The following is a 25,699-nucleotide window of genomic DNA, read 5'->3' as shown; positions in this document are numbered from 1 at the left end:
GGTGGCCGTTTGACTATGCGGGCACCAACCCAGACGCCGGAGCAAACCCCCGCATCAGGTCCAACCCGCTACACCACGTCCAAGGACGCAACCGGAGCGTCGCGAGCCAGGCGGGATTCATCAGACACGCCCTAACTCCAGGGGAGCTCCGCGCGGTGCCGCCAGTACGCCGGGGCCGGTTCGGCCAGGGCGGCGAGCCGGGCCAGGTGCTCCGCGTCGAGGCCGACGGAGGCGGCCCGGGCGTTGGCGGTGACCTGGCCGGTCGTCGCGGCGCCGGAGAGCACGACACGGGCCCAGGGGCGGCGCAGGACCGCGGCGAGGGCGACGGCGTCGGGCGTGGCGCCGGTCCGGGCGGCCACCTCGGCGAGGGGGGAGTCGGGATCGGCCGTGGCCAGGCGGCCGTTGGCCATCGCCTCCTTGACGATCACGGTCAGTCCCGCGTCGTGCGCCTCGGCCAGGGCGGGCCCGGCGGAGGGCTCCAGCAGGTTGTAGGTGGCCTGCACGACGGAGAACAGGCGCCGCCCGTCCACCGTCACTTTCAGCGCCGCGCGGATCGCCTCGGCCTGCAGCGGACCGCTGGTGGACAGGCCGACGGCCACCCCGTCGGCCGCCAGCCGGGCGAGGCGTTCGTGGAGGTCGCGGTCGGCGAGGGCCGGGCTGTCCGGGGTGACGGAGTGGATCTGGTAGAGGTCGAGGCGGTCGCCGAGCAGGGCGCGGGTCTCGGCGATCTGCCGGTCGTAGGTGGCGGTGCCGTGGTCCTTGACCTCGTGCACCTCGGCGTCGGGCCGCCACCCGGCGGTGTAGGTGTAGCCCCACTTGCTGCCGATCACGACGTCGGTCGCCTCGGGGTGGGCGTCCAGCCAGCCGGCCAGGAACTCCTCCGCCCGGCCGTAGGAGCGGGCGGCGTCGAAGTAGCGGATGCCGAGCGCGTAGGCGGTGTCGAGGACCGCGTGGGCACGGTCCCGCATCGCCTCGACGGTGCGGTCGGCGGGCAGATCGGCGGCGCGGCCGAGGTCGATGTAGGCGGGACGGCCGACGGCGGCGAGGCCGAGACCCAGCCGGGGCAGGGGGGCGGTGACGAGTCGTTCGAGGGGCACGGTCGCCACCGTACTCCCGGTGCAGTACGCCGATCCGGTGCCTGAGGCGGACGTCGCGGGTGATCACCGGAATGCATAGTGGGACCGTCACACTCGTCGTCCCCGTCCGAGGATCACGCATGCGATTCGCCCTGCCCAGGACCTGGCGCACCCGGCGGCGGCTGGCGGCCGGCGCCCTCGCCGTGCTCGCCGCAGGCGGCGCCGTCACCCTCGCGACGGCCGACGCCCCCGCGCCCGTGCGCCGCCAGGACCGGGTCTTCTCGCTGCCCGAGGCCCCGGGCAGTACCGCGAAGGTGCGGATCGACACCTCCTACTTCACCTCCGGCGGGTCGGCGCCGCGCCCGGCGGTCCTGCTCGCGCACGGTTTCGGCGGCACCAAGGACGACGTGCGGGCCGAAGCCGAGTCCCTCGCCCGCAGCGGCTACGCCGTACTGACCTGGTCCGCGCGGGGATTCGGCGCCTCGGGCGGGCGGATCGGGCTCAACTCCCCCGACGCCGAGGTCGCCGACGTCTCACGGCTCATCGACTGGCTGGGCCGGCGGCCCGAGGTGCTGCGCGACGGCCGTGACGACCCGCGGGTCGGCGTCGCGGGGGCCTCGTACGGCGGAGCCATCTCGCTGCTCGCCGCGGGGTACGACCGGCGGGTGGACGCCATCGCGCCCGCGATCACCTGGTGGGACCTGGGCGAAGCGCTGTTCCCGCAGGGCGTGTTCAAGAAGCTGTGGGCGGGGATCTTCTTCTCCACCGGCTCGCGCGGCGCCGCCTGCGGCTTCACCGCCGAACTGTGCGCGATGTACGACCGGTCGGCCGTGGCCGGCCGCCCGGACGCCGCGACGCTGCGGCTGCTGACGCGCTCCAGCCCCTCCTCCGTGGCCGGGCGCATCAAGGTGCCGACCCTGGTGGTGCAGGGCCAGAACGACTCCCTCTTCCCGCTCGACCAGGGCGACGCCATCGCGCGTGCCGTCGCCGCGAACGGCGCGCCCGTGGCCGTCGACTGGTTCTCCGGCGGGCACGACGGGGGCGACCAGGAGACCTCGCGGATCGAGGCGCGCACCACGGCCTGGTTCGACCGCTGGCTGAAGAAGGACGAGGGCACCGACACCGGGCCCGCGTTCCGGGTCACCCGGACCGGAGGCGTCGACACCACCGACGGCAGGGCCGTGCGGCGCGGTGCGGACGCCGACGCGTACCCGGGGCTGGAGGGCACCCGGACCCGGACGGTCCCGCTCGGCGGCCGCGCGCGGACGGTGGCCAACCCCGCCGGCGGCAGCCCGCCCGCCATCTCGGCGGTGCCCGGCGTGGGCGCCCTCTCCCAGCTCTCCGACCTCGGCCAGGGGCTGTCGCTGTCGCTGGACTTCCCCGGTCAGCGCGCCGCCTTCGACTCGGCGCCGCTGACCTCGTCGCTGCGCCTGACGGGCGCGGCGACGACACGGGTCACCGTCGACACGGACGCGCCCGCCGGTGCGGTGCTCTTCGCGAAGCTGTACGACGTGGGCCCGGGCGGCAACGAGACCCTGCCGCACCAACTGGTCGCGCCGCTGCGGGTCGCCGGCGCCGGCACGGTGCAGGTGCGGCTGCCCGCCGTGGACCACGAGTTCGCCGCCGGACACCGGCTGCGGCTGGTGCTGTCCACCACCGACCTCGGCTACGCCTCCCCCGTCGCGGCCGCCACGTACCGGGTGTCCCTGCCCGCCGGCGCCGCGCTGACGGTGCCCACGGACCCGGAACTGACCACCGCCCAGGGCACGCTGCCCGTCTGGGTGTGGCTGCTGCCGGTCGCCGCGCTCGCGCTGGCGGCGGCGCTGCTGCTGACCGGCCGCCGCCGGGCGGGCGCGGTGCGGCAGCCGCCGGACCCGGCCCTCACGGACGTACCCCTGGAGATCTCCGGGCTGTCCAAGCGCTACCACGGCGCGGCGGACCGCTACGCCGTGCGGGAGTTGTCCTTCCGGGTGGAACGGGGCCAGGTGCTGGGGCTGCTCGGCCCCAACGGCGCGGGCAAGACGACGACGATGCGCATGATGATGGGCCTCATCCGGCCCGACGCCGGAACCATCCGCGTGTTCGGCCACGCGATCCGGCCGGGCGCGCCCGTGCTGTCCCGGGTCGGGGCCTTCGTGGAGGGCGCGGGCTTCCTGCCGCACCTGACGGGGCGGGCCAACCTGGAGCTGTACTGGCGGGCCACGGGCCGGCCGGCGGCCGACGCCCACGTCGAGGAGGCCCTGGAGATCGCCGGCCTCGGCGAGGCCCTGGAGCGCGCGGTGCGCACCTACTCGCAGGGCATGCGGCAGCGGCTCGCCATCGCGCAGGCCATGCTGGGCCTGCCCGACCTGCTCATCCTCGACGAGCCGACCAACGGGCTGGACCCGCCGCAGATCCGCGAGATGCGCGACGTGGTGCGGCGCTACGCGGCGGCGGGCCGTACCGTCCTCGTCTCAAGCCACCTGCTGTCGGAGGTCGAGCAGAGCTGCACGCACCTGGTCGTCATGGACAAGGGGCGGCTCGTGGCGGCCGGTCCGGTGGGCGAGATCGCCGGGAGCGGGCGGACGCTCTTCGTCGGCGCGCCGGGCATGGGCGACGAGGAGCGCGAGGCGGTCGCCGCGAAGCTGTCGGCGCTGCCCGGCGTCGAGACGGCCGAGTCCGCGGACGACGGGCTGCTGGTCCGGCCGGGCACCATGACCGTGCCGGAGCTGCTGTCCGAACTCCTGCGGCTCGACGTGCCGGTGGAGCGCGTCGGCCCGCACCGCCGCCTGGAGGACGCGTTCCTGACCCTGATCGGAGGTCCCGCGTGACCGAGACCCTGGAACTGGCCGCGGGGTACCGTCCGGGCCGCACCCTGCCGCTGCGGGTGGAGGCGGTGCGGCAGTTGCTGCGGCGCCGCACGCTCGTCGCGTTCGCCGTCGTCCTCGGGCTGCCCGTGATCGTGTGGGCGGCCTTCGCGATCGGCGGCACCCCGCGGGGGCGGGACTCCGGCCCGACGATGATGGACGTGGCCACCGCCTCGGGCGTCAACTTCTCGCTGGCGGTGCTCTTCGTCTCCTCCGGCTTCCTGCTGACGATCCCCGTCGCCCTCTTCTTCGGCGACACGATCGCCTCGGAGGCCAACTGGTCCTCCCTGCGCTACCTGCTGGCCGCCCCGGTGCCCCGGGCCCGGCTGCTGGGCTCCAAGGCGCTGGTGTCCCTGGTCTTCAGCGCCGCCGCCGTGCTGGCGCTGCCCACGGTGGCGCTGGGGGTCGGCACGCTCGCCTACGGATGGGGCGACCTGGAACTCACCACGGCCGGCTCGCTGCCCCCGGGCACCGCGACGGGCCGGCTCGCGATCGCCGCCCTCTACGTCTTCGTGGGCCAACTGGCCGTCGCGGGCTTCGCCTTCTGGCTCTCCACGCTCACCGACGCGCCCCTGGGGGCGGTCGGCGGGGCCGTGGGCGTCGCGATCCTCTCCAACATCCTGGACGCGATCACCGCCCTGGGCTCGCTGCGGGACGTCCTGCCGACGCACTGGCAGTACGCCTGGATCGACGCGCTCCAGCCCCGCCTGGAATGGTCGGGCATGCTCAAGGGCACCTCGGTGTCGCTGTCCTTCGCGGTGGTGTTCTTCGCGCTGGCCTTCCGCGGCTTCCGGGGGAAGGACATCGTGTCCTGAGGGCGCGGGCGCGGGAGCGCGAAGGGGGGACGGTGGAGGAGCCGGGGTACAGCGTGCTGCTGACCGGGGCCGGGGACGCGGACCGGAAGCTGGACGTCGTCCGGGCGCTGCGGTCCGTGACGGGGCGGAGCGCCTGGCGGAGCAGGCAACTGCTGGATGCCGTGCCGCTCGTGGTCGTGGAGCAGACCCGGTGGAGGCGGCCGAGGACGCCGCGGCTGCTCGATGCGGCGCGCGCCGGTGCCCGGGCGCGCTGCACATGGAGCGGGTGCGTCTTCGCCCCCGGCACCGGGCCCGGCGACGAGCAGCCGTGCACACCTCCCGCATGGTCGGCGTCAGGCTGACCGCCGGCACACCGCTTCCTCCGCGGCTGAGCCGCTACACCGGGCCGCCCGCCGCCCCGGCGGGCGACACCGCCGCGGCGGACGGATCAGCTGACGGATCCGCGCTCCAGGCGGCGGCGCACAGGGCGCGGGAGAGTTCGTCGACGTAGACGGCGGCGGCGAGCCAGGCGAGGGCGAAGCGGTCGGTGTCGGCGGGCAGGAGGCGGCCGAAGGGGTCGCGGCCGCGGTCGGCCGCTGCGCGGTCGAGGTCTTGCAGGAGGTCCGCGGCGGTCGGAAGGGCGGCGCGGCGCAGGCGCCGGGCGTCGGAGGCGGAGTTCGTGGGGAGGGCGAGCACACGGCGGCCGCCGGAGGCGGCCTGGTGGACGCGGCGGAGCAGCAGGTGGACGGGGGCCTCGTCGGGAGCCGCGGACGGCGGGAGCGGGAGTGGGACCGGGGGTTGGACCGCGGGGAGGTCGGCGCGCTGCAGGCGGTCGAGGCCGGTGTCCACGCGGGCCTCGGGGTCGGCGGGATGACTGGTGGCCAGCAGCAGCGCGCGCGGGTGCGGGGCCGGGTCGAGCCGGGCGATGATGCGCAGAGGGGTGCCCGGCACGCCCGCGAGCAGCCGCAGGTTGTCGCGGTGGGGCAGCGCGGGATGGTCGAGCGCGGCGGCGAGCCGGAGCGTCAGGCCGTCGCATTCGGCGAGCAGGCAGGCGCCGCCGGCCTCGCGGACGGTGCCGATGAGGGTGACGTCGAGGAAGAGCAGGCCGTCTCCGGTGGTGAGGGCGCGCACGGCCTGTTCGGCGACGGGCACCCGCCACAGGCGGTCCAGAGGTTCGGCCGTCCAGGCGGCGCCGGGGGCCCGTACGGCGCGGACGGCGGCTCCCGCGCCGAGCCTGCCGGTAGGCGAGACCGTCGCTCCGGACACGGCGAGGCCCGCGCGGGACAGTTCGCGGTGGCTGAGGGCGGTGTCGCCGATGCGCACGGCCCGGTCGGCGGCGCCCGTGGCGCGGCCGGGGCCGCCGGGCGCGACGTCGGAGACGGTGTAGAGGCGGCCGTCGGCGTCCGCCGTCCAGGTGACGGCGCCCGCGTAGCCGCTCGCGGTGAGGACGGGCTCGGAGAACAGGCCGTACAGCCGCAGCGAGCCGTCCGGGGTGTACGGCTGTCGCGCGGTGCCGCGCACGGCGGCCAGTTCGGGACCGGTGGCGTACGGGACCCGGTGGGCGGTGCCGAGGAGTTCGCGCAGCGCGGCGACCAGGTCGGCGAGGCGGTGCCCGGGGTCGGCGGCGCGGGCGGCGCGCAGCCGGGTGACGACGGACACGGCCGCCGCGGCTGCGCGCGGCAGCCCGCTCAGCCGGGCCGAGTGCGCGGCCCGCAGCAGTTCAGCCTGGACGACGGCGCCGGAGCCGTCGATGCCCGCGTCGAGGACGGCGGCGCCCGCGGCGCGCAGGGCGTCGGCGGCGGCGTGTTGCTGCGGGGTGGCGTTCTCGGGCTCGGGCCCCTCCTCCCCGAGGGCCTGGGATGGGGCTCCTTCGGCGGTCGGCGCCGTTGCCTCGGCGACGGGTGCGGCCGAGGCGGCCGCGGCGCGGTGCAGGCAGTCGGGAGCGAGCAGGCAGCCGCAGCGCACGTCCTCCGCCCGGGTCACCGTGCCCCCGGGGGCGTGCAGTTCCAGCTCGGTGTCGTCGTCCACGGCGATCCGCACGGCGTCGCCGTCGACGACGACCGGGCGGGCCGCGAGCTTGGCCACGCCGGCGTCGAGGCGCTTGCGCAGCCGGGGCGGAAGCGCCCCGACGAGTTCCGCGGTCACGGCCGGTGCGACCGGGGGGAGTTGCTGGCTCATGTGATCTTCTCCCCTACCCAGCGGGCGAGTTCGAGGGGGCTGAGGGCGGCGACGGGCATGCCCGCGGCGACGAGTTGTCCGGCGACGCCCGTGGAGTAACGGGGGCGCCCGGCGTCGTCCAGGCTGGCGCAGCCCAGGACGTGACAGCCGGCGCCGACCAGGGCGCGGACCTCGGCCAGGAGGCCGCCGAGCGGATACCCCTCCTCGAAGTCGCTGACGACCACGACGAGGGTGCGCGAGGGCACGGTCACCAGTTCGCGGGCGTGCCGGAGCCCGGCGGCGATGTGGGTGCCCCCGCCGACGCTCACCTCCAGGAGGAGGGAGAGCGGGTCCGCCACGTGGTCGGTGAGGTCGATGACCTCGGTGGAGAACGTGAGGAAGTGCGTGGCCAGGGTGGGCACCCCGGCCAGGACGGAGGCGGTGAGCGCGGCCCAGATCGTGGAGGCCTCCATGGACCCCGACACGTCCGTCACCAGGATCAGCCGCCAGTCCGCGGCCCGCTGGGCCCGGGCGCGGAACACCGGCCGCTCCGGGATCACCTGGACGGTGCCGTCGGGACCGCGGCGTGCGGTGGCCAGGTTGGCGCGCAGCGTACGGGCCAGGTCGAGGCCGCCCCCGGGGCGCCGGCTGGGGCGCGGGAGCGCGGTCCCGTGCAGCGCCGGGCGCAGCTGTGTGGCGAGTTGCCGGGTGAGGGCCTCGACCAGGCGCCGTACGAGGGGGCGCAGCGCGGCCAGCCGGGCCTCCGGCAGTCCGCCCGCGTGCCGCAGGACGGTGCGCAGCAGGTCCACGGAGGGGCGCACGCTGTCGGGGTCGAGTTCGGCCACCACGTCCTTGCGGCCGGACGCGGCGGCGGCCGCCAGCACCTCCTCGCGGATACCGGGCCCGAACAGCGCCGCCAGCTCCTCTGACCACTCGCGCACCCCGGGGTAGGGCGCCTCGCGGCCACCACGGCCACCGCCGGCTCTGCCGGCCCCGCCGTGCCCGCCGAGGTCGCCGCGGCTGCCCTCGCCCCGGCCGTTGCCGTACAGCTCGTCCAGCGCGGTGGCCAGGGCCCCGGCGGAAGGCGGCAGCCGGTCGCCTCGCCGGCCCAGCACGAGGCGCCACCGGTCGGCGGGCGCGAGGGTGCGGGCCGCGGCGGCGGGGGCTTCGCCCGGTGCGCCGGGGGCGGTGGCGGGCTGCTGCGTGCCCGGCGACGCCGCGTCGGCGGACCGTACGGGCGTGGTGCCTGCAGCACGGCCGGCGGACGAATCCGGGCCCGCGACCAAACCATCGTCGCGAACGGCCGCGTCGGGGGTGGTGGCACCGTGCGGTGCATCCGGCGACGCCGTGGCGGCGGGGCCTGCCGGGAACACCGTTGCCGCCGGGCCGGTGGGGCTCGAAGCGCTGTCGGCCGTTGGGGCCGCCTCGGGCGTCTCGTGCGAGAGCAGGCCGAGCCGGGACAGGGTCGCGCGGGCGGCGAGGTCGGCGCGGGTCCAGGTCGCGAGGGCGACGGGGTCGACGCCCGCGGTGTCGGCGATGCCGTCGGCGTCCAGACGTTCCTCGACGGCCGCAAGGAGGCGGTCGCGGGCGGCCGGGCTGAGGGTGTCGAAGCCGCCGCGCAGAGCCGGGAGCCGTGACAGGAAGGCCTGGTCGGGCAGGTCGCGGACGCGGTCGAGCAGGGGTTCCAGGGCGGGGGCGGCCGCCTCGAGCAGCGGGCCGGCCGCCGTCAGCAGCCCGGTCAGCCGGGCGGTGAGGGCGGCGCGGGAGTCGGGGTCGCCCGCGGCGTCGACCCAGGAGGCGACGCGGGCGCCAAGGGTCTCGGGCGCCTCCTGGCCGAGGAGGACCCTGACGGCACCCGCCGCACCGCGCATCAGCGGGGAGCCGTCCGCGGCGAGCCGGGCGAGGGCGTCGGTGAGCCGGATGCCGCCCAGGAGGTCCGCGCGGTGGGCGAGTTCGAGCAGCGCGTGTGCGTCGGCGGGGTCCTCGGACCCGGTCAGGCCGTCGACCTGACGGACCGCCGCCGCGGTGAGCAGCTCGGCGACGGCGGTGGCGCGGGCGGTGCGGGCCTCGTCGGCGCCGAGGCCGGCGATGTGGCCGGCCCGGACGCGATCCAGCAGGGCGAGTCCCGCGAGGAGTTCGGGGAGGGTGCCGGAGGCGGGGAGCACGTCGGCGGTCTCGGCGAGACGTTCCCCGGCGAGCCCGGGTAGCCCGCACTCCGCGGCCCGGGCCAGTCCGGCGAGGGTCTGCGCCGCGGTGGGGCCACCCTCGTCCGTCTCCTGGCGGCGGCGTTCGCGCAGCACGCCCTCGGCGGCCTGGGCGGCGGTGACGCCACGGACCCCGGCCGCGGTGAGCATGGCCGCGGTGGCGGGCGTCCAGCGGACCTCCCAGCGGGTGGTGAGGCCCTCGGTGCCGGCCGCGCCCGTGACGTCCTTCGGCTCGGCGTAGGGCACGCCGCAGACCGACAGCCTGCGCAGCAGGAGTTCGCGGCGGCGGTCGAGCTCGGAGCGCAGCGGATCCAGGCGCAGGTCTCGCGCCTCGGCCGGGGCACCGGAGTCCGGACCGGGGGCGGGCAGGCCCAGTGCGGCCAGTTCCGCCTCGACGGCGGGGGCCAGGCCGCTGCGGGGCGCGTCCGGTGCGGGGCGTCCGCCGCGGGTGCCGACCAGCACTCGTTCCATGGCGCGCGCCACGGCCCGTCCGCGACCGTACGGCTCGCCCTGGGCGAGCACGGTCTGCACCGCCTCCACGAGCTCCCCGCGGCCGGCCGCGGGCAGCCCGCGCAGCCGGGAGAGGTCACCGGCGAGCCGGCTGATCTCGCGCGCGTCGGCCGGGCCCGACGGGTGGCCCTGGGCGCGCAGTTCGGCGCAGATGCGGACGGCGGCGCGGGTGAGCGCCTCGTCGAGCGCGGCGGGGTCGCCGGCCGCCTCCAGCACCATGTGCTGCCACTCGGGGTCGCGGATGCCCGCCGGATAGCCGGAGCGTTCGTCCAGCAGCGGGTACGCGTAGGGGATCAGGGAGGTCGTCCAGGTCGTGCCGCCCTCGGGTGCGGGCGCCGCCTCCGGGCCTTCCACGGGGGCGGTGCCCTCCGGCCACGCGTCGGCGGGGACCAGGGCGGGCGCGTGGAAGGCACCGACGACGACGGCCGCGCGACGGCCGTCCGCGGTGGCCTCGGCTATGCGGGCCCGCATCCACTGCTCGCGGCGCAGGTCGAGTACGGGGACCCCCGCGCCCTCGGCGGCGTCCCGGCGCAGCGCCCATCCCGTCAGGAGGGCGGCACGGCGCAGCGCTTCGGGCGGTGAGCCCGGGGCGGAGGCCTCGACGAGACGGTCCCACAGGTCGTCGCCGGGGCGGCCGGTGAGCCGGGCGCGCAGGGCCCCCTGCAGCCCGGGACCGGAGTCGCCCGGCGTGGCCGTCGTGCGTCCGGCGTCCCAGGCGCGGTCGGCGAGCGGCAGGTCGCAGGCGACGACGGGGACACCGCCCCGCGCCGCCCAGCGGACGGCGGCGAGTTCGGGCGAGAAGTCGGCGAAGGGGTAGAAGGCGGGACCGCCGCCCCCGTCGCCGGGGGCGGCGGCGAGGGCGACGGGGGCCCGGGTGTCCTCGTGGGCGAGCCAGGGCAGCCACTCCTGCATCTCGCCGGGGAGTTCGACGAGCAGCACGTCGGGCTTCGCCCCGTCGAGCAGGGCGGGCAGCGCGGCCGCCAGCGACGGGGCGTGGTGCCGTACGCCGACGAGGTAGGGCGCCGCCGGGTCGGTGAGGACCGTGACGGCCTCGTCCGGGGTGAGGGACACGGGCTCAGCCTTCCAGGACGGCGCGCAGCTCCCACAGGGTGCGCCAGGTCGGGGAGCCCTGCTCGGCGCGGCGCCGCACGGGGCCGTCCCAGTAGCCGAGCAGCCGGGCGGCGTCGGCCGGGTCGTCCTTGCGCACGACGCCGAGGAGGTGGCCGGGCAGCAGGCCGAGCACGTCCCGGTCACCGGGGAAGTACGCCGCGGCCAGGCCGAGCGCGCCGGCGACCGCGACGGCCTCCGCGGTGCTCATGACCGTGGAGGGCCGTTCGACCTCCCAGCCTTCGGCGGAACGGCCCTCGCGCAGGTCGCGGAAGGCGGTGACGAGGGCTTCCAGGACGGCGTCGTCGACCTCGTAGGGGGCACCGGCCCGTTCGACGGCGGCGCGGGACTGGCTGCGCACGAGCGCCGTCTCGGCGTCGAGGTCGCCGATGGGTCCGACGGTCTCGAAGTTGAAGCGCCGTTTGAGGGCGGCGGACATCTCGGAGACGCCCTTGTCGCGGAGGTTGGCGGTGGCGATCAGGTTGAAGCCGGGCGCCGCGTGCGCCAGGGCGTCGTCGCCGCCCGCGAGTTCGGGGACGGCGATGCGGCGTTCGGAGAGCAGGGAGACCAGGGAGTCCTGCACCTCGGGCAGGCAGCGGGTGACCTCCTCGACGCGGGCGATGGCGCCGCGCGACATGGCGGTGAGCACGGGTGAGGGGACGAGCGCCTGCCGGCTGGGGCCCTGGGCGAGCAGCAGGGCGTAGTTCCAGCCGTACTTGAGCTGGTCCTCGGTGGTGCCGGCGGTGCCCTGGACGACGAGCCCGCTGGTGCCGCAGATCGCGGCCGACAGCAGCTCGGAGAGCATCGACTTGGCGGTGCCGGGCTCGCCGACGAGGAGCAGGCCGCGTTCCCCGGCGAGGGTGACGACGCACCGCTCCACCAGGGCGCGGTCGCCGACGAACTTCCCCTCGACGACGAGGCGGCGCGGTACGCCCTCGGGCACCTCGGCGTCGTCGGGCAGGCGCAGGGCCTGGCCGTCGCTGCCCATCACGAAGGTGACGACGGCACGCGGGGTGAGCCGCCAGGCGGGCGGACGTGGTCCGCCGTCGTGGGCGGCGAGGAAGGCGAGTTCGGTGGCGTACCGGTCCTCGGGCGGGGTGATCTGCCGCGCGACGGGGACGGGGGCGGTGGTGGTCATCGGCGGCGGCCCTTCCGGGTGGCACGGGTGGTGAGTTCTTCGAAGCCGGGGGCGTCGCCGGCGCGGACGCGTTCCCAGGCGCGGGCGAACAGCTCGGGCACGGGCAGCAGCGGCACGACGCGGGCGTGGTCGCGGACCGGGTAGAGGCCTTCCTTCCAGGTCTCCACGGGAAGGGCGGGTGCCTTGAGGTCGCGCCAGCCGCAGGGCAGGAAGAGGGTGCGGCCGGCTCGGGGACGTTTGGCCTCGACGACGAGGCCGGTCGCGGCCAGCTCGGCGCGGGCCTTCTTCATCCGGGCAGGCTTCCAGTCCGTCCAGCGGGCGCAGTTGCGGTCCGTGGGGTCGGGCAGGGCGAGCAACTGGAGGTAGAGCGCGGCGGCGTCCTCGCCCAGGCCGTGGGCCGCGGCGACCTCGGTGACCAGGGCGGGCACGGAGACCGTGGGGTCCTGGGCGTGACCGGCGGGTGCGCCGGGCGCACCGCCCGCCGCGACGGCGCGGGCGAGGTCGTCGCCGAGCACGGCGCGCAGCGCCTGGATGCCGCCGCCCCGGAGGCCGACGAGGCCCTCGACGAGGCCGAGGACGGGGTCCTCGGAACCGGTCAGTCCGGCCGGGCGGACGAGCACCGTCTCGGTGTCGCCGTACCAGGGCCGGAGCACGAGCGCGTCGCCCGCGTGGGTCAGGCCGTGGGCGTCGGCGCCGCCGGCTGCGGGCAGCCCGTACGCCGTGCGGATCCGGACGGCGGTGGGGCCGCCCTTCTCCGTCCAGGCGATGTCGAGGTCGACCAGCAGCCCCGGGTCGGCGATCCGCCGCCGCAGCGCCGCCAGGCCCTCGGGGAGGGCGGCGCGCAGCGGATGCCCGTACGGCAGTCCGTAGGCGAGCCCGGCGAGCACGGCGACGGCACCGGTGATGTCGTGCCGGCCGGGCAGGGCCGAGGGGTCGGCGGGGACGAGGTTGCCGTCCTTGTCGGGGCGTTGCACGGTGGTGCGGCTCAGCCAGGGCGTCAGTGCGGGGTTGAGCACGGCCTCGGCGGACGCGGTGGTGACTCCGGCGAGTTCGGCGGCGACGTCCTCCGGCAGGCGGACGACGGAGCCGAGGCGCTGCCCCCACACGCGGCCGGCGGCGGCGGTGTCGGGGCCGCTGCCCCACAGGTCGGCGGGGTCGTCGGGCAGCAGGGCCCCGAGGACGGCCGCGTGGTCGTCCTCGGAGAGGGAGCTCAGCAGGCCCTCGCCGAGGCCCTTCTGGCGTGCTTTCAGGTCGATGCGGGCGAGGGCTTCGGCGTCCGGCTCCTGCGGCCGCCCGGCGATCAGCAGGGTCGCCTGGACGGGACCGAGGCCGCCGCGGGTCGCCGCCGCGAGCGCGGCAGGGGCGTCGGGGCGCCAGGGCGCGGGGCCCTTGTCGCGGATGAGGCGGCTGACGGCGGTGAGCCGCTCGGCGGGGAAGACCGGCGTACGGTCCGTCTCGTCCTCCAGGGTGAAGTGGGCGACGGCGCCGAACGCGCCGGTGGGATCGTGGTCGAGAGCGAGCCAGTGGACGCGGTCGCGGTCGCCGTCGACGCTCTGGCAGCCCAGGATCACGACGGTGCGCCCGTCCTTGCGCAGGACCTGGCCGGCGCGCCGCTGCTTCCCGTGCTTCTCCACGAGGACGATCTCGCGGAGTCCGCTCCCGGGCACCGCCAGCGGGCCCTCGGTGATCGCGTCGAAGAGCAGCAGGAGGGCCTCGCGTGCGGCCTGCGTGATGGCGGGCGACGCCGCCCGGTAGGCCAGCGGCCGCAGCGCGGACAGGGCGGGCAGCCACCCCAGGCCCATGCCGGGGACGGTGTGTTCGTCGCTGTGCCAGCCGTCGACCGGGTCACCCAGTTCCGCCCGGTCGGGCAGCGGCTTGCCCTCTGCCGCCTTGCCGGACAGGACGTGGTTGACCGCCCGGATCTGCTGCAGGGCACTCCACTGGGGGCTGCTGCTCCACCAGTGACCGCTCCGGCCCGCGATGCCGTCCAGGGCGGTGCGCAGCGTGCCGTCGTCACCGTGCGGCGGCTTGTGGTCGGCGAACATGTCCTGGGTGCGCGGGAGCGACTGCCGCGGCTTGTCGGTGGGCGGGGCGACGAAGGAGGCGACGGACTCGGCGTGGCGCAGCGTGCCCCGGACGAGGGCGGTGACGCCGATGATCAGCCGCTCGTCCGCGAGGGCCGGCAGGGCGGCGGCGACGGCGGCCCGCGCGACGGTCTCCGCGGACGGACCGGTGTACTTCTTCGTCCTGTTCACCTCGGCCTGATGCTCCGCCAGGGCGTGGGCGGCGGCGCGCAGCGTTTCGGCCGCCTGCTCGTCGGTGAGGGCGCGCAGCACCGCCGAGGCCCCCTCGTCGCGGGGGCGCAGGGCGTGCCAGTACGCGAGCGGCGGTACGTAGCGGGTGCCGGCGGCGAACTCGCCGCCCTGCTCGGTGAGCGTCACGCTGCCCAGCTCGTCGTCGCAGGTGACGTCGCCCGCCGCGTACAGCGACACCTTCTGGTGGGTGAGCGCGACGACGGGCTCGGCCCCGTCGGGCAGCCGCAGTGCGCCGAGCGGTACGCGGCGTGCCCACCCCTGCTTACGGGTGGGGAGGGCGACGGTACGGCCGTCCGGGGTGCCCGCGACGGTGCGGGACCCGCCGCCCTCGCCCTCGACGCGGACCCAGCGGCCGAGGACGGTGCCGTCGGTGCCGAAGGGGCTCCGCTCGAGCCCGGGTTGCAGCGGCAGGACCTCGCAGTCCTCCTGGCTGAGCCGTGCGCCGTCGAGGATGCCGGAGCGGAGGAAGGCGGGCAGCGAGGCACGCCCGTGGGTGCCGGAGGCCGGGTCGTACTCCATCCACACCTCGTGGCGGCCCTGCTTGCCCTGGCGCCAGAGCGCGGTGCCGTCGCCGAGGACGGGGCGGCCGGCCGGCAGCACGGTGTCTCCGGCGTGCAGGGTGCGGCCGCCGGTGGCGCGGCCGCCGCCGGGCAGCGGGATGGACGGGGCGGCGATGTGGCCGTGCCACCAGTGCGGGAGCTGTTCGCCGCCGAGGGTGAACACCTCGGCGGGCCGGGCGGACCAGTAGCCGAGCTGCTTGTCGTCCTGCCGCCACATGACGAGGAGTTCACCGTCGGCCCAGCGGAAGTGGGGGCGGTTCCAGCGGTCGAGTTCGACGGGGATGCGCAGGTCGTGGTCGAGCAGCACCTTGTCGGGCCCGACGACGACGGCCTTGTCCCCGCGGGCGAGGATCAGCGCGGGCCAGGCCTCGGCGACGGCCAGGGCGTGGTCCCTGTTCTTGGCGACCGCGGCGTCGAGCAGGCGCAGGCCCTCGTCGAGTGCGGGCCAGCCCAGTTCGTCGAGGATGCCCTCGCGCAGCGTCCGGCCGAGCAGCGGCGCGATCTCCTGCGCGGCGACCCGGGCCACGGCCTGCGGGTTGACCCGGGCCGCGACGGAACGGAACGGGCGCAGCCGGCTGATGGCGCTGCGGGCGGCGGGCAGGCCCGTGGCACGGGTGAACTGCGCGGCGGCCTCCTCCAGCCATGCGTGCAGGACGTCGCCGAGCACCGGGTGGCCTGCCAGGGCTTCCAGCACGCCGGCCAGTCCGCGGTCCTCGCCGAGGCTGCCGACGGCCTTGTGCAGCAGGCGGCGCAAGCGCGGGTCGGCACCGGTGGCGACGAGGTCGCGGCGGGCCGGGTCGGCGGTCTCCAGCCAGCGGTGGAGCGGCAGGTGCACGGTCACGTCCTCAGCGGGGACGGTCAGCGGCACACGCTCGGCGGCGCACAGGTCGAGCAGGTCGAGTTCGGCGCCGTGGTGCCAGCGGCCCGTGAAGAGGTCGACGGGCCTGCCGTCGGCCCGCAGCCGGGGCGCCATGCGGCTGACGAGGTCGAGGGTGGCCGCGGAGCGTTCGGGGGCGCTGGAGCCGTGCTTGCGGTGGCTCGCCCAGCGGCTGAGCCAGTCGGCCGCGTCGACGGCCCGCGAGGCCTCCCCCGCCTCGCCGGTGAGCAGGGTGTCGGCACCGGTCTCGACGAGCAGGGCGAGCCAGAACTCGTCGCCCTCGGCGTCGCGGCCGAGTCCGGCCGGCATGATCTCCAGCAGCCGTGCCCGGACGGCCGGTTCGCGCTCGGCGAGGACGGCCAGGGTGGCGCGGTAGGCGGTCCAGAAGGAACCGGGGGCACGGACGACGGCGGGCGAGGCGACGAGGTCGGCGACGAGGGCGCACTCCTCGGTGACCCGGTCGAGGCCCGCTGCCTTGATCAGGCTGCGGGCGTCCTGCGGCAGGGACGCGTACGGGGGCATCCCGGCGGCGCAGCGCTCCACCGTCAGCTGCCGGAACTGCCGCCAGGCCTCGGCGGGGTCCAGCCGCCGTGCGAGGTCCTTGACGTGCTCCTTGAGGGCCTTGACGGTGAGGGCGCCGGCGAAGGCGAACTCCAGGAAGACGGCGCGCTGGCGGTCCTCGTCGACGGTGAGGCCGTGGACGCGCTCGGCGGCACGGGCCTTGCCGAAGAAGGCGGCGGCGTACGTGGTGTTCTCGTGCTGGAGGAAGACGCGCGCCGCCTGCTCGTGGAAGGTGGGCAGGAAGTGCGGTACCGCGCGGCCCAGACGCTCGGCGAGCGCGTCGAAGCCGTCCTTGGCGGCGCCGGCGCGGGACTTGGCCATCCGGGCGAGCCGCTCGACGTCCTTGACCAGGGCGAGCGCGTGGTGGCCGTTGGCCGGGTCGTTGACCAGGGCCCAGGCGGGGAACCCGAGGGTCTCCCGACGGACCTGGCCGACCTCGGGGGCCTCGTCCTCGCGGGTCAGGCCGAGGAAGTCAAGGGCCAGGTCCTCGGCCTCACCGAGGGTGCCGGGCACGAGGCGGACGACGCGGCGGTCGTCCAGCACGGGGTGGGTGTAGGTGCGGACGGTGAGCGTGTCGGCGTCCTCGCGGGTGCTGGTGCCGGGCGGCAGCACGGCGCCCGCGTCGAGCAGCGCGGCCGTGGTGGTGGGGTCGTACGTGGTCATGCCGCCTGCTCCTCGTCCTCGATGTCGCGTCCCGCGTAGAGCGCGGCCGCCATGCGCATGCCTTCCGACCAGGCGACGGCGCCGACCTGGGCGAAGGTCAGGGTCTTCCCGGCGGTGTCGGTCCAGGACAGGGATCCGGTCTCGGTCTCGCTCCAGCCGTCGTAGTCGCCGATCCAGATGCGGGCCTCGACGGCGCGGCCGTCCTCCAGAACGGGGCAGACGCTGTGCCCGCCGCGCACGCGGTAGCCCAGCGAGGTGGCGCGGCCGTGCAGGAAGCGCAGCTCCTTGAAGGTGCCGCCCGCGTACTCCTCGACGAGCGTGCCCTCGGGGTCGAGCCCGGCGGGCCGCCGCCACACCTCGCGGAAGAGCTGCTGCGCCGTCTGCTCCACGCCCAGCTCGACGGCGAACTCCCGCAGCTCCTCCAGGTCGTCGAGGAGCACGGGGTGCGGGATGCGGACCATGTCCGGGGCGATGCGCACGGTGTCGCCGTCGAGGTCGACCAGGCCGAGTCCGCGCTCGGTGTCGGCGTCCCGCAGGAAGCCGGCGACCTGACCGTCCTCCCCGGTGACGACGAGGTCGCGCAGGGCCGCCCGCCACGCCGGGTCGGGCCACACGCGGCCGATCACGGCGAGGGGCACGGGCAGCGAACGCACCATCCAGCGCTCGACGTCGGCCAGGCACCGGCGTTCGTGCCGTTCCAGCCATTCGGCGAGCTGCCGCAGTCCCGTCACCGCCGGGTCGTCCGCCAGCTTGGCCGGCACCGACTTCAGCCGGCGGCCGGCCGCGTTGCGGCACACGACCTTCCCTTCGTGGAGGGCGACTTCGTAGTCGCCCGCCGTGACCCACCCCATGCGTGCCTCCCTGCAACGCCGTGATCAAGTGACCGGAACACTAGGCGAGGCCACCGACAACGCCCCCGTCACCTTGTTGACAAGGCGCCGGGCCGCAACCGGAACGAGGCGGAGGCGGACGTCGGCGAGGGCCGTGCCGGACCGCCGGCGAGGGCGGGCCTACACTCCGCACCATGAGCACCGTGACTGCCGCCGTCGTGAGGGACCTGGCGCCGACGGGCGTCCTGCGGGCGTCGATCAACCTGGGCAACCCGGTGCTGGCGCACGGCACCGCGCAGTCCCCCGGCGGAGTCACCGTCGACATCGCGCGCGAGGTGGGCGCCCGGCTGGACGTGCCGGTGGAACCGGTCTGCTTCGACGCGGCACGCAAGTCGTTCGAGGCCATGGCGTCGGGCCGGGCCGACATCTGCTTCCTCGCGGTCGAGCCCGCCCGGGAGGCGGAGGTCGCCTTCACCGCGCCGTACGTGGTGATCGAGGGGGTGTTCGCCGTGCCCCGCGACTCGCAGGTCGGCGCGGTGGACGAGGTGGACCGCGCGGGTGTCCGGATCGGCGTGAAGCGCGGTTCCGCCTACGACCTCTTCCTGTCGCGCACGCTGCGCCACGCCACCGTCGTCCGCGGCGACGAAGGCGTGGACGTCTTCCGCGCCGAGGGCCTGGAGGTCGCGGCCGGGATCGGGCAGCCGATGGCCGGATACGTCGCGCAGCACCCCGACCTCCGCCTCGTCGAGGGCGCGTTCATGCAGATCCGGCAGGCCGTCGGCACGACGGTGGACCGGCTGCCGGAGTCGGTCGCCTTCCTCCGCGAGGTCGTCGAGGAGCTGAAGGCGGACGGGTTCGTCGCCCGGGCCCTGCGCCGGGCCGGGCAGTCCGGCACGCTGGTCGCCCCGCCCGCCTGACCGATCCCCCCTCGGTGCGATCCGCCCCCATGCGTCGCACGACACCCCCCGCACGCACGGGAGTTGACGGTGTGACGATTCGCCATCCCCGCACGGGCTTGGTGATCTCCGGTTGCGGGGATCACCACAAGAGCACACAAGGGGGATGTGACGGGGGGATGTGCCATGGGGACGGTCTTCGCCGCGCCCGCGGCCGCCGGGGACGGCGGCCCGTGGCCCCAGGGGTTCTGGGAGCAGTCCGGGGGCACCGCCGTGTGGGTGCTCGGCATCTTCGCGGTCGCCGTGTTCATCGGCCTGGTACGGCTGGGGTCGGGGCTGCTGCGCCGCCACCGCGGCAACCGGCTGCTGCCCGTGGTGGTGTGCGAGGACCGCGGACTGCTCGGCGGCCACGGCAACGGCCACCGCGGCAACGGCGCCGGCCCGGGCGGCCCCGACCACGGCCACGAGTCCGCGGCCACGGCCGAACTGGCCGCGTACATCACGGAGCACATGGCCGCCGACGCGCTCGGCCCGAACGTCCTGACCCCCGGCAGCGGCACGACCATCGGGCCCGATCCGGCGCCGGAGACCGCCTCCTCCCCGCACGGCTGGGTGGACGTGATCAAGCGGCTCGCGTTCTTCCGTCCGCGGGCGTACCACGTGATGCTGCACTGCCTGACGACGGGCGATCAGCCGACCCGCTTCTCGGTGCGGATCCTGTACGTGCCGAAGAACACGGTGGTGGCCGCGGCCATCATGCAGGGCCGCGCGCCGGAGCCCGGCGCGGCGGACGGCGGCAGGCGCGAGGCCGACCGGGAGCTGTACGAACGCGTCGCCTGCTACTGCACCGTCAAGATCCTCGCCGACCCGCGCTCGCAGGACCGCATCCCCCGCTGGGAGAGCTGGGGCGACGACCCCGACGCGTACCGCTGCTACCGCATGGGCACCAAGGCGCAGGAGGACGCGCTGGCCGCGAACAAGCGCCGGGACGTGGCCGGGGAACGGGCCGGGCACGAGCGGGCCCTGGAGCGCTTCGAGGAGGCCGCGGCGCTGGTGCCGGGGAACCTCACCGTCCGGCTGCACCAGGCGGGCGTCCTGGAGCTGATGAGCCAGTTCCCCGGTGTCGCCGAGCCCGGTGACTACATCCGGCAGGCCGTGGAGATCTACAAGTACTGCGTCCAGCTGTGGCCCGAGCACATGGAGACGGCCTACCGGCTCTCCATCGCCCGCGCCGAGGAGAGCCGCCACCCGGCGCACAGGGACGAGCGGGCGAGGCGCCGCGAACCCCGTTCACGGGAGCACCTGCGGCTGCTGCTCGGGCGGCTGTCGCGGCGCGCCATCCTGCGCCGGTACGCCCGCACCTGGCTCCCCGGCCGCCGCAACCTCGGCGAACGCCGCTACTGGCGGCAGTGGTGGGCCATGGAGCGGCCCCGTCCCGCCCTGCGCACCCGCCGCCGCTCCTTCCGCGCGGCGGTGCGGATCGCCAGCGCCGCCGAGGTGCTGCGCGAGAACGTCTCCCCCGGTCCGCGGGAGCTGCGGACGGCGTTCCGCGACGTGGCGAGGGAGGTCACCGGGGGCTGGGCGCGGTGGGGCCGGCTGTGGGGCGGGCCCGACTGGGGGCTGCGCCGTCTGCTCTACGCCGACCACCCCACGGGCGCGGACCACACGGGTGGGGACGCCCACCGCCGGGCGGGCATCGCCGGTTCCGCGCCCAGGCACCGCGGTTCGAACCGGGCCGCCGCCGGATACCTCGTCAACTACAACGCCGCCTGCTTCCTCAGCCTGGCACTGGCGGCGCGGCCCCCCGTCGGCTCCGCAGCCTGGACGGACGACGAATGGCGCGAGGACTGTGCGCGGGCGGCCGTCGTCCAGCTCAACACCAGTCTCCGGGTCACCCGCAGCCAGTTCTCGGCGGCCTGGGCAGAACGCGACACGGACCTGCGCCCGCTGTTCACGGGCCGTCTGGGCGGCGGACCGGTGGCGGGCTGGAGCGAGATCGGACGCAACTGGGCCCGGTTCACGGGCATCGACGTCACGGAGGATCCGGCCGGCGCCCACTCGTGAGGCACCGCCCGCCCACGAGGCACCCCGTGGCGCGCGGGCGGCGGGGCGGCGTACTCCACCGCCGCCCGCGGCGTCGTTAAGGTCGCGGCATGTTAGCTGTGTTGGTCAACGGACTGCCCGGAGCGGGGAAGACGACCCTCGCCCGGATGCTCGCCCGCGAACTGGAGCTCCCGCTGTTCAGCAAGGACTCCGTGAAGGAGACCCTGGCCGACGCGCTGGCCGCACTGCGCCCGGCGCAGGGCGGCGGGCGGGAGTGGAGCCGCTGCCTCGGGGCCGCGGCGGGCGAGACGTTGTGGACGCTGCTGGCCGACGCACCGGTCGGGGCGGTGCTGGAGAGCCCGTGGCTGGCGCACATGCGTCCCGTGGTGGCCGCGGGCCTGACGCGGGCGGGCGCGTCCGAGGTGCACGAGGTGTGGTGCGCCGTGCCGCCCGACACCGCGCGCCGCAGGTTCCGGGAGCGGGCGCCCGCGCGGCACCCGGTGCACACCGAGGGCGCGCGCTTCCCGGAGGAGGAGTGGCGGTTCTGGACCGAGATGGCCGAGCCGCTGGGCCTGGGCAGCGTGCACCGGGTGGACACCTCGCGCCCGGTGGACGTCGCGGCGCTGGCCCGCCGGATCGCGGGCGGCCCGTCCCCGGCGCCGTGACGTCCGGCGGGGGTGTGCGTGAAGCGCTTGTCCGGCTCCCGCCCGGCGCCTAGCGTGTGTTCCCGTCGGCGGCGGCACGGGAGGGGGACCCGGGGGTGGAGCGGACGTCGCGTGCCCTCCGCGCGGCCGCCCGCGCCGGGCCGCGCGGGCCCGGCAACGCCCGCGCGACAACCGCGGGCGGCGGGTCGCCGTCCCCACCGCGCGCCCTTCCGCCACCTACCTCCGGGGAGCGCCGCGCCGACCGCACCCGCGCGCACCGGCGGCACACCGCAGCGAACGGCAGACCGGCATCGAGGGCCGACCGAGGAGTCGTATGACCATGCCCGCGCACCCGTCCGGCTCCCCGGCCGCGCGGCCGGAACTCCCCTACTACGAGGACTTCTCCCCCGGCCACGGCGCCCTGCCGCCCCGGGCCTGGGTGCCCGCCTCCGACGCGGCCCGGCTGAACCTGGGCGGCATGTGGTGGTTCCGGCTCTCGCCGACCGCCGGGGCCGAGGACACCTCCTTCGCCCGGCCGGACTTCGACGCCTCGCGCTGGGACATCCTCGCCATCCCCGGCCACTGGGTGCTGGGCGGCCACGGCGCGCCCGCCTACACCAACGTCCGCTACCCCTTCCCCGTCGACCCGCCCCGGGTCCCCACCGAGAACCCGACCGGCGACCACCGGCACACCTTCGCGCTGCCGGACGACTGGCCCGCCGGCGGCGAGGCCGTGCTGCGCTTCGAGGGCATCGAGTCCTGTGCCCGGATCTGGCTCAACGGCCGTGAGGTGGGGGTCTTCAAGGGGAGCAGGCTGCCCGCCGAGTACCCCGTCGGGCACCTGCTGCGGCCGAAGGGGAACGTGCTCGCGGTCCGCGTCCACCAGTGGTCCTCGGCCAGTTACCTGGAGGACCAGGACATGTGGTGGCTGCCCGGCGTCTTCCGGGACGTCACGCTGCTGCACCGGCCCGCCGGCTGTGTCGCCGACTTCTTCGTGCACGCCGCCTGGGACCACGCCACCGGCGAGGGCACCCTGCGCGTGGACGCGCCGTCCGGCGGCCGGGTCACCGTGCCGGAGCTGGGCGTCGACGTCGCGGCGGGCGAGCCGGTCACCGTGCCCGCCGAGCCGTGGAGCGCCGAGGTCCCGCGGCTGTACGAGGCCGTCCTCACCGGCCCGGGCGAGCGCGTCCCGTTCCGCGTCGGCTTCCGTACGGTCGCGGTCGAGGACGGGGTGCTGAAGGTCAACGGCCGCCGGATCCTGTTCCGCGGGGTCAACCGCCACGAGTTCCACCCCGAGCACGGCCGCGCGCTGGAGATCGCCACCATGCGCGAGGACCTGCTGCTGATGAAGCGTCACAACATCAACGCCGTGCGCACCAGCCACTACCCGCCGCACCCCGCCTTCCTCGACCTGTGCGACGAACTGGGCCTGTGGGTCGTCGACGAGTGCGACCTGGAGACCCACGGCTTCGCCGTGACCGGCTGGGAGGGCAACCCCGTCGACGACGACCGCTGGACCCCGGCGCTGCTGGACCGTGCCGCCCGCATGGTCGAGCGCGACAAGAACCACCCCAGCGTGCTCGTCTGGTCGCTGGGCAACGAGTGCGGCACCGGCCGCGGCCTGACCTCCATGGCGCGGTGGATCCGCGACCGGGACCCGGACCGGCCCCTCCACTACGAGGGCGATCCGACCTGTGCCGACACGGACCTGTACTCCCGCATGTACGCCGGGCACGCCGAGGTCGAGCGGATCGGCAGGCGTGAGGAGGCGCCGCTGGACGATCCCGCGCTCGACGCCAGACGGCGCGCGATGCCCTTCCTGCTGTGCGAGTACGCGCACGCCATGGGCAACGGACCGGGCGGACTGGGCGAGTACCAGCGGCTGTTCGAGACCCACGAGCGGCTGCAGGGCGGTTTCGTCTGGGAGTGGATCGACCACGGCATCGCACGCCGCACCCCCGACGGGAGGCGCTGGTTCGCCTACGGCGGCGACTTCGGCGAGGAGCTGCACGACGGCAACTTCGTCTGCGACGGGCTGCTCTTCCCGGACCGGACGCCCTCGCCCGGCCTGGTCGAGTACAAGAAGGTGATCGAGCCGGTGCGGATCGAGGGCGACCCGCTCGGGGGCACGGTCCGCATCACCAACCGCCATGACGTCGCGGATCTTTCGCACCTGCGCTTCACCTGGTCGTACGAGGCCGACGGGGTGGCCGTCGCCGAGGGTGACCTGGAGGTGCCGCCGCTGGCCGCAGGCGGCACGACGGAGCTGAAGCTGCCGGAGCCTGCGGCGGCGGAAACGTCCGGGGAGGCGTTCTGGCTGGTGCGGGCGGTCCTGGCGCGGGACACCCCGTGGGCGGCGGCCGGTCACGAGGTGGCGTGGGGCCAGTGGCCCGCCGCGGAACGCCCGGGCGGCCGGCGGACGGCCCCCGAACCCGGGCGCCCGCACCGCCCCCGGCACGCCGAGGGCGGTGTGGTGCTGCTGGGCCCGGGCACCTTCGACGCGGCCGGCGGCGAACTGCGGCTGCTCGACGGCTTCGCCCTCGCCGGCCCCCGGCTGGACGTGTGGCGGGCCCCGACGGACAACGACCTCGGCGCCCCCTGGCAGTCCGACCCGCGCTTCGGCCTGCTGTGGCGAGAGGCCGGACTGCACCGGATGCGGCACCGGGTGGACGGCGTCGAGGCCGAGGACGACGCGCTCACCGTCACCACGCGGGTCGCCCCCGCCGCCGCCTCCTTCGGGCTGCGCACGGTCTACCGGTGGACCGCCGACGGCGACCGGTTGCACCTGACGGTGGACGTGGCCCCCGAGGGGCGGTGGACACTGCCGCTGCCCCGGCTCGGCGTCCGCCTCGGGCTGTGCGGCACGCTGACCCGGGCCGAGTGGTACGGAGGCGGCCCCGGCGAGGCCTACCCCGACACGCGGGCCGCGTCCCGGATCGGGCTCCACACGGCGACGGTCGACGCGCTGCAGACCCCGTACGTCCGTCCGCAGGAGAACGGGGCGCGCGCCGACGTGCGCCGGGTGCGGCTGCGCCGGGAGGACGGGACGGGAGTGGCGATCGAGGGCGGCCCGCCCTTCTGGTTCACCGCCCGTCGCTGGACGGGCGAGGAACTGGACGCCGCCGCGCACACCTGCGACCTGGTGCCGGGGAACATCCTGTGGGTCAACCTCGACCACGCCCTGCACGGCATCGGCAGCCAGTCCTGCGGGCCCGGAGTGCTGCCCCGCTACCGGCTGGCGGCCGCCGAGGCCTCGTTCGGCTTCACCTTCACCACCCTCGCGGACGGCCGGTGACCGCCGTCCTGCGGGAGACCACGCCCGCGGCGCGGCCCTTCAGCCGGCCCGCGGTGGTGGCGTCCTGCGCCGGGTTCGTGCTCATCGGCGCCCTCCAGGCGCTGTACGGTCCCGCGCTGCCCGCCCTGCGGCAGGAGCACGGGCTGTCCCCGTCCATGGCCGGACTGGGGCTGAGCGCGCACTTCGTCGGCGGCGTCGCGGGGGTGCTCGTCTTCGACGCGGTGCGCGGCCGGATCGGCGACCGCAGGCTGCTGACGGTGGCGTACACGCTGATGGCGGCGGGCAGCGGGGCCTTCGCGCTCGCGCCGGACTGGCCGTTCGCGCTGGGCGCGGCGCTGCTGACGGGGCTCGGCTTCGGCGGCATCGACTACGGCCTCAACCAGCTGTTCGCGGTGGGTTTCGGGGACCGCGGCGCGGCGATGCTCAACGTCCTCAACGCCCACTTCGGGATCGGCGCGGTCGCCGGGCCCGCCCTGCTCGGCGCGCTGGGTCCGGACCGCTATGCGTCCGTGTTCGCCGGATGCGCCGTCCTCGCGGGCGCCCTCGCGCTGTGCACGCGCGGGGTGCGGACACAGCCTCCCGGGCCCGCGCCCGCCGCCCGGCCTGGGGCGCGGGGGCGGCTGGTCACGCCGGTGCTGCTGGGCTTCGTGGTGCTGTACGTCCTCCATGTGGGGGTGGAGGCGGGGGTCGGCGGCTGGGAGCCGACCCATCTGCAGTCGCTCGGCCACCCGGTGGCGTACGCCGCGTCCGCGACGGCGGTGTACTGGCTGATGATGACCGCGGGCCGGTTCCTCGTCGTCCCGCTGGCCCTGCGCTACCCGGCGCCGCAGATCCTGCTGGTGTGCTGCGCCGGGATGACGGGCTGTCTGGCCCTGGCGGCCGTGCCCACGCTCGCGCCGTACGCCTACGCGGGCGTCGGCCTGTTCATCGCCCCGGTCTTCCCGACGGGGCTGCCGTGGCTGGCCCGGGCCGTGCCCGGGGCGCGGCGCGCGGGGGCGTGGGTCATCGCCGCGTCGATGATCGGCGGTGTGGCCGCTCCGCCGGCGCTTGGCAAGGGCATCGAGGCCTCCGGCATCGGCGCTGTCCCCCTGCTGCTGCTCCTGCTGTCGGCGGCGAGCCTGGCGGCAACGGCCTGGCTCACGCGGGCGGCGGGCGACGGCTGACGGCTGACCGCCCGTGCGGG

14 protein-coding genes are annotated in these 25,699 nt (G+C 76.2%); 8 read left to right on the top strand and 6 right to left on the bottom strand.

From position 1 onward, the window contains the following. Positions 1 to 131: 131 nt before the first annotated feature. Positions 132 to 1,097, bottom strand: coding sequence for an aldo/keto reductase (locus tag ABZ312_RS31065; RefSeq protein ID WP_500323923.1), 966 nt, complete (start codon positions 1,095 to 1,097; stop codon positions 132 to 134). A 119-nt stretch (positions 1,098 to 1,216) separates the two neighbouring features. On the opposite strand from ABZ312_RS31065, the gene ABZ312_RS31060 reads away from it, so the two are divergent. The 3 genes from ABZ312_RS31060 to ABZ312_RS31050 are packed head-to-tail and all read left to right on the top strand — an operon-like array spanning position 1,217 to position 5,078. Continuing rightward, positions 1,217 to 3,886, top strand: a complete 2,670-nt coding sequence (locus ABZ312_RS31060; RefSeq protein ID WP_500439222.1) for an alpha/beta fold hydrolase — start codon at positions 1,217 to 1,219, stop codon at positions 3,884 to 3,886. Beyond that, entirely contained in the window at positions 3,883 to 4,737 is an 855-nt protein-coding gene (locus tag ABZ312_RS31055; RefSeq protein ID WP_500364086.1) for an ABC transporter permease, read from the top strand. The genes ABZ312_RS31060 and ABZ312_RS31055 overlap by 4 nt, the downstream gene beginning before the upstream one ends. A 32-nt stretch (positions 4,738 to 4,769) precedes the next feature. After that, complete coding sequence (locus tag ABZ312_RS31050; RefSeq protein WP_500439221.1) at positions 4,770 to 5,078, top strand: ribosomal protein L7/L12; 309 nt, start codon at positions 4,770 to 4,772, stop codon at positions 5,076 to 5,078. 34 nt (positions 5,079 to 5,112) lie between these two features. Here the strand turns inward: ABZ312_RS31050 and ABZ312_RS31045 are convergent, their stop codons facing one another. The 5 genes from ABZ312_RS31045 to ABZ312_RS31025 are packed head-to-tail and all read right to left on the bottom strand — an operon-like array spanning position 5,113 to position 17,659. Next, positions 5,113 to 6,894: a hypothetical protein gene (locus ABZ312_RS31045; RefSeq protein ID WP_500439220.1), complete on the bottom strand. Its 1,782-nt coding sequence runs from the start codon at positions 6,892 to 6,894 to the stop codon at positions 5,113 to 5,115. Next, a complete protein-coding gene (locus tag ABZ312_RS31040; RefSeq protein WP_500439219.1) occupies positions 6,891 to 10,658 on the bottom strand; it encodes a vWA domain-containing protein in 3,768 nt (1,255 codons plus the stop codon). Before ABZ312_RS31040 ends, ABZ312_RS31045 begins: the two co-directional genes overlap by 4 nt. Positions 10,659 to 10,662: 4 nt before the next feature. Further along, a complete protein-coding gene (locus ABZ312_RS31035; protein ID WP_500323917.1) occupies positions 10,663 to 11,832 on the bottom strand; it encodes an ATP-binding protein in 1,170 nt (389 codons plus the stop codon). Beyond that, a complete protein-coding gene (locus ABZ312_RS31030; RefSeq protein WP_500439218.1) occupies positions 11,829 to 16,808 on the bottom strand; it encodes a hypothetical protein in 4,980 nt (1,659 codons plus the stop codon). Before ABZ312_RS31030 ends, ABZ312_RS31035 begins: the two co-directional genes overlap by 4 nt. Next, positions 16,805 to 17,659, bottom strand: coding sequence for a DUF4132 domain-containing protein (locus ABZ312_RS31025; protein ID WP_500323915.1), 855 nt, complete (start codon positions 17,657 to 17,659; stop codon positions 16,805 to 16,807). The genes ABZ312_RS31030 and ABZ312_RS31025 overlap by 4 nt, the downstream gene beginning before the upstream one ends. Before the next feature lie 173 nt (positions 17,660 to 17,832). Between ABZ312_RS31025 and ABZ312_RS31020 the strand changes: the two genes are divergently transcribed. The 5 genes from ABZ312_RS31020 (at position 17,833) to ABZ312_RS31000 (ending at position 25,679) form a co-directional block, all read left to right on the top strand. Beyond that, a complete protein-coding gene (locus ABZ312_RS31020; protein WP_500323914.1) occupies positions 17,833 to 18,555 on the top strand; it encodes a transporter substrate-binding domain-containing protein in 723 nt (240 codons plus the stop codon). Positions 18,556 to 18,720: 165 nt separating this feature from the next. Then, positions 18,721 to 20,598, top strand: a complete 1,878-nt coding sequence (locus tag ABZ312_RS31015) for a tetratricopeptide repeat protein (protein WP_500439217.1) — start codon at positions 18,721 to 18,723, stop codon at positions 20,596 to 20,598. An 89-nt stretch (positions 20,599 to 20,687) separates the two neighbouring features. Further along, a complete protein-coding gene (locus tag ABZ312_RS31010) occupies positions 20,688 to 21,242 on the top strand; it encodes a P-loop nucleotide/nucleoside kinase family protein (RefSeq protein ID WP_500323912.1) in 555 nt (184 codons plus the stop codon). A gap of 313 nt (positions 21,243 to 21,555) precedes the next feature. Next, positions 21,556 to 24,516 (top strand): glycoside hydrolase family 2 TIM barrel-domain containing protein, encoded by a 2,961-nt coding sequence (locus ABZ312_RS31005; protein ID WP_500439216.1) that lies wholly within the window; start codon positions 21,556 to 21,558, stop codon positions 24,514 to 24,516. After that, entirely contained in the window at positions 24,513 to 25,679 is a 1,167-nt protein-coding gene (locus tag ABZ312_RS31000) for an MFS transporter (RefSeq protein ID WP_500439215.1), read from the top strand. The genes ABZ312_RS31005 and ABZ312_RS31000 overlap by 4 nt, the downstream gene beginning before the upstream one ends. The last annotated feature ends 20 nt before the right edge of the window (positions 25,680 to 25,699 follow it).

The sequence above is a fragment of the Streptomyces sp. NPDC006207 genome, assembly GCF_040613835.1.
Classification (GTDB): Bacteria; Actinomycetota; Actinomycetes; order Streptomycetales; family Streptomycetaceae; genus Actinacidiphila.
Note: the sequence above shows the minus strand (reverse complement) of the source record. Positions and strands in the feature narration are given on the sequence as shown.

Coding starts and splice junctions, on each gene's coding strand:
- ABZ312_RS31030 (WP_500439218.1), bottom strand. CDS start 16,808: ATGACCACGTACGACCCCACCACCACGGCCGCGCTGCTCGACGCGGGC.
- ABZ312_RS31020 (WP_500323914.1), top strand. CDS start 17,833: ATGAGCACCGTGACTGCCGCCGTCGTGAGGGACCTGGCGCCGACGGGC.
- ABZ312_RS31045 (WP_500439220.1), bottom strand. CDS start 6,894: ATGAGCCAGCAACTCCCCCCGGTCGCACCGGCCGTGACCGCGGAACTC.
- ABZ312_RS31025 (WP_500323915.1), bottom strand. CDS start 17,659: ATGGGGTGGGTCACGGCGGGCGACTACGAAGTCGCCCTCCACGAAGGG.
- ABZ312_RS31060 (WP_500439222.1), top strand. CDS start 1,217: ATGCGATTCGCCCTGCCCAGGACCTGGCGCACCCGGCGGCGGCTGGCG.
- ABZ312_RS31035 (WP_500323917.1), bottom strand. CDS start 11,832: ATGACCACCACCGCCCCCGTCCCCGTCGCGCGGCAGATCACCCCGCCC.
- ABZ312_RS31015 (WP_500439217.1), top strand. CDS start 18,721: ATGGGGACGGTCTTCGCCGCGCCCGCGGCCGCCGGGGACGGCGGCCCG.
- ABZ312_RS31005 (WP_500439216.1), top strand. CDS start 21,556: ATGACCATGCCCGCGCACCCGTCCGGCTCCCCGGCCGCGCGGCCGGAA.
- ABZ312_RS31010 (WP_500323912.1), top strand. CDS start 20,688: ATGTTAGCTGTGTTGGTCAACGGACTGCCCGGAGCGGGGAAGACGACC.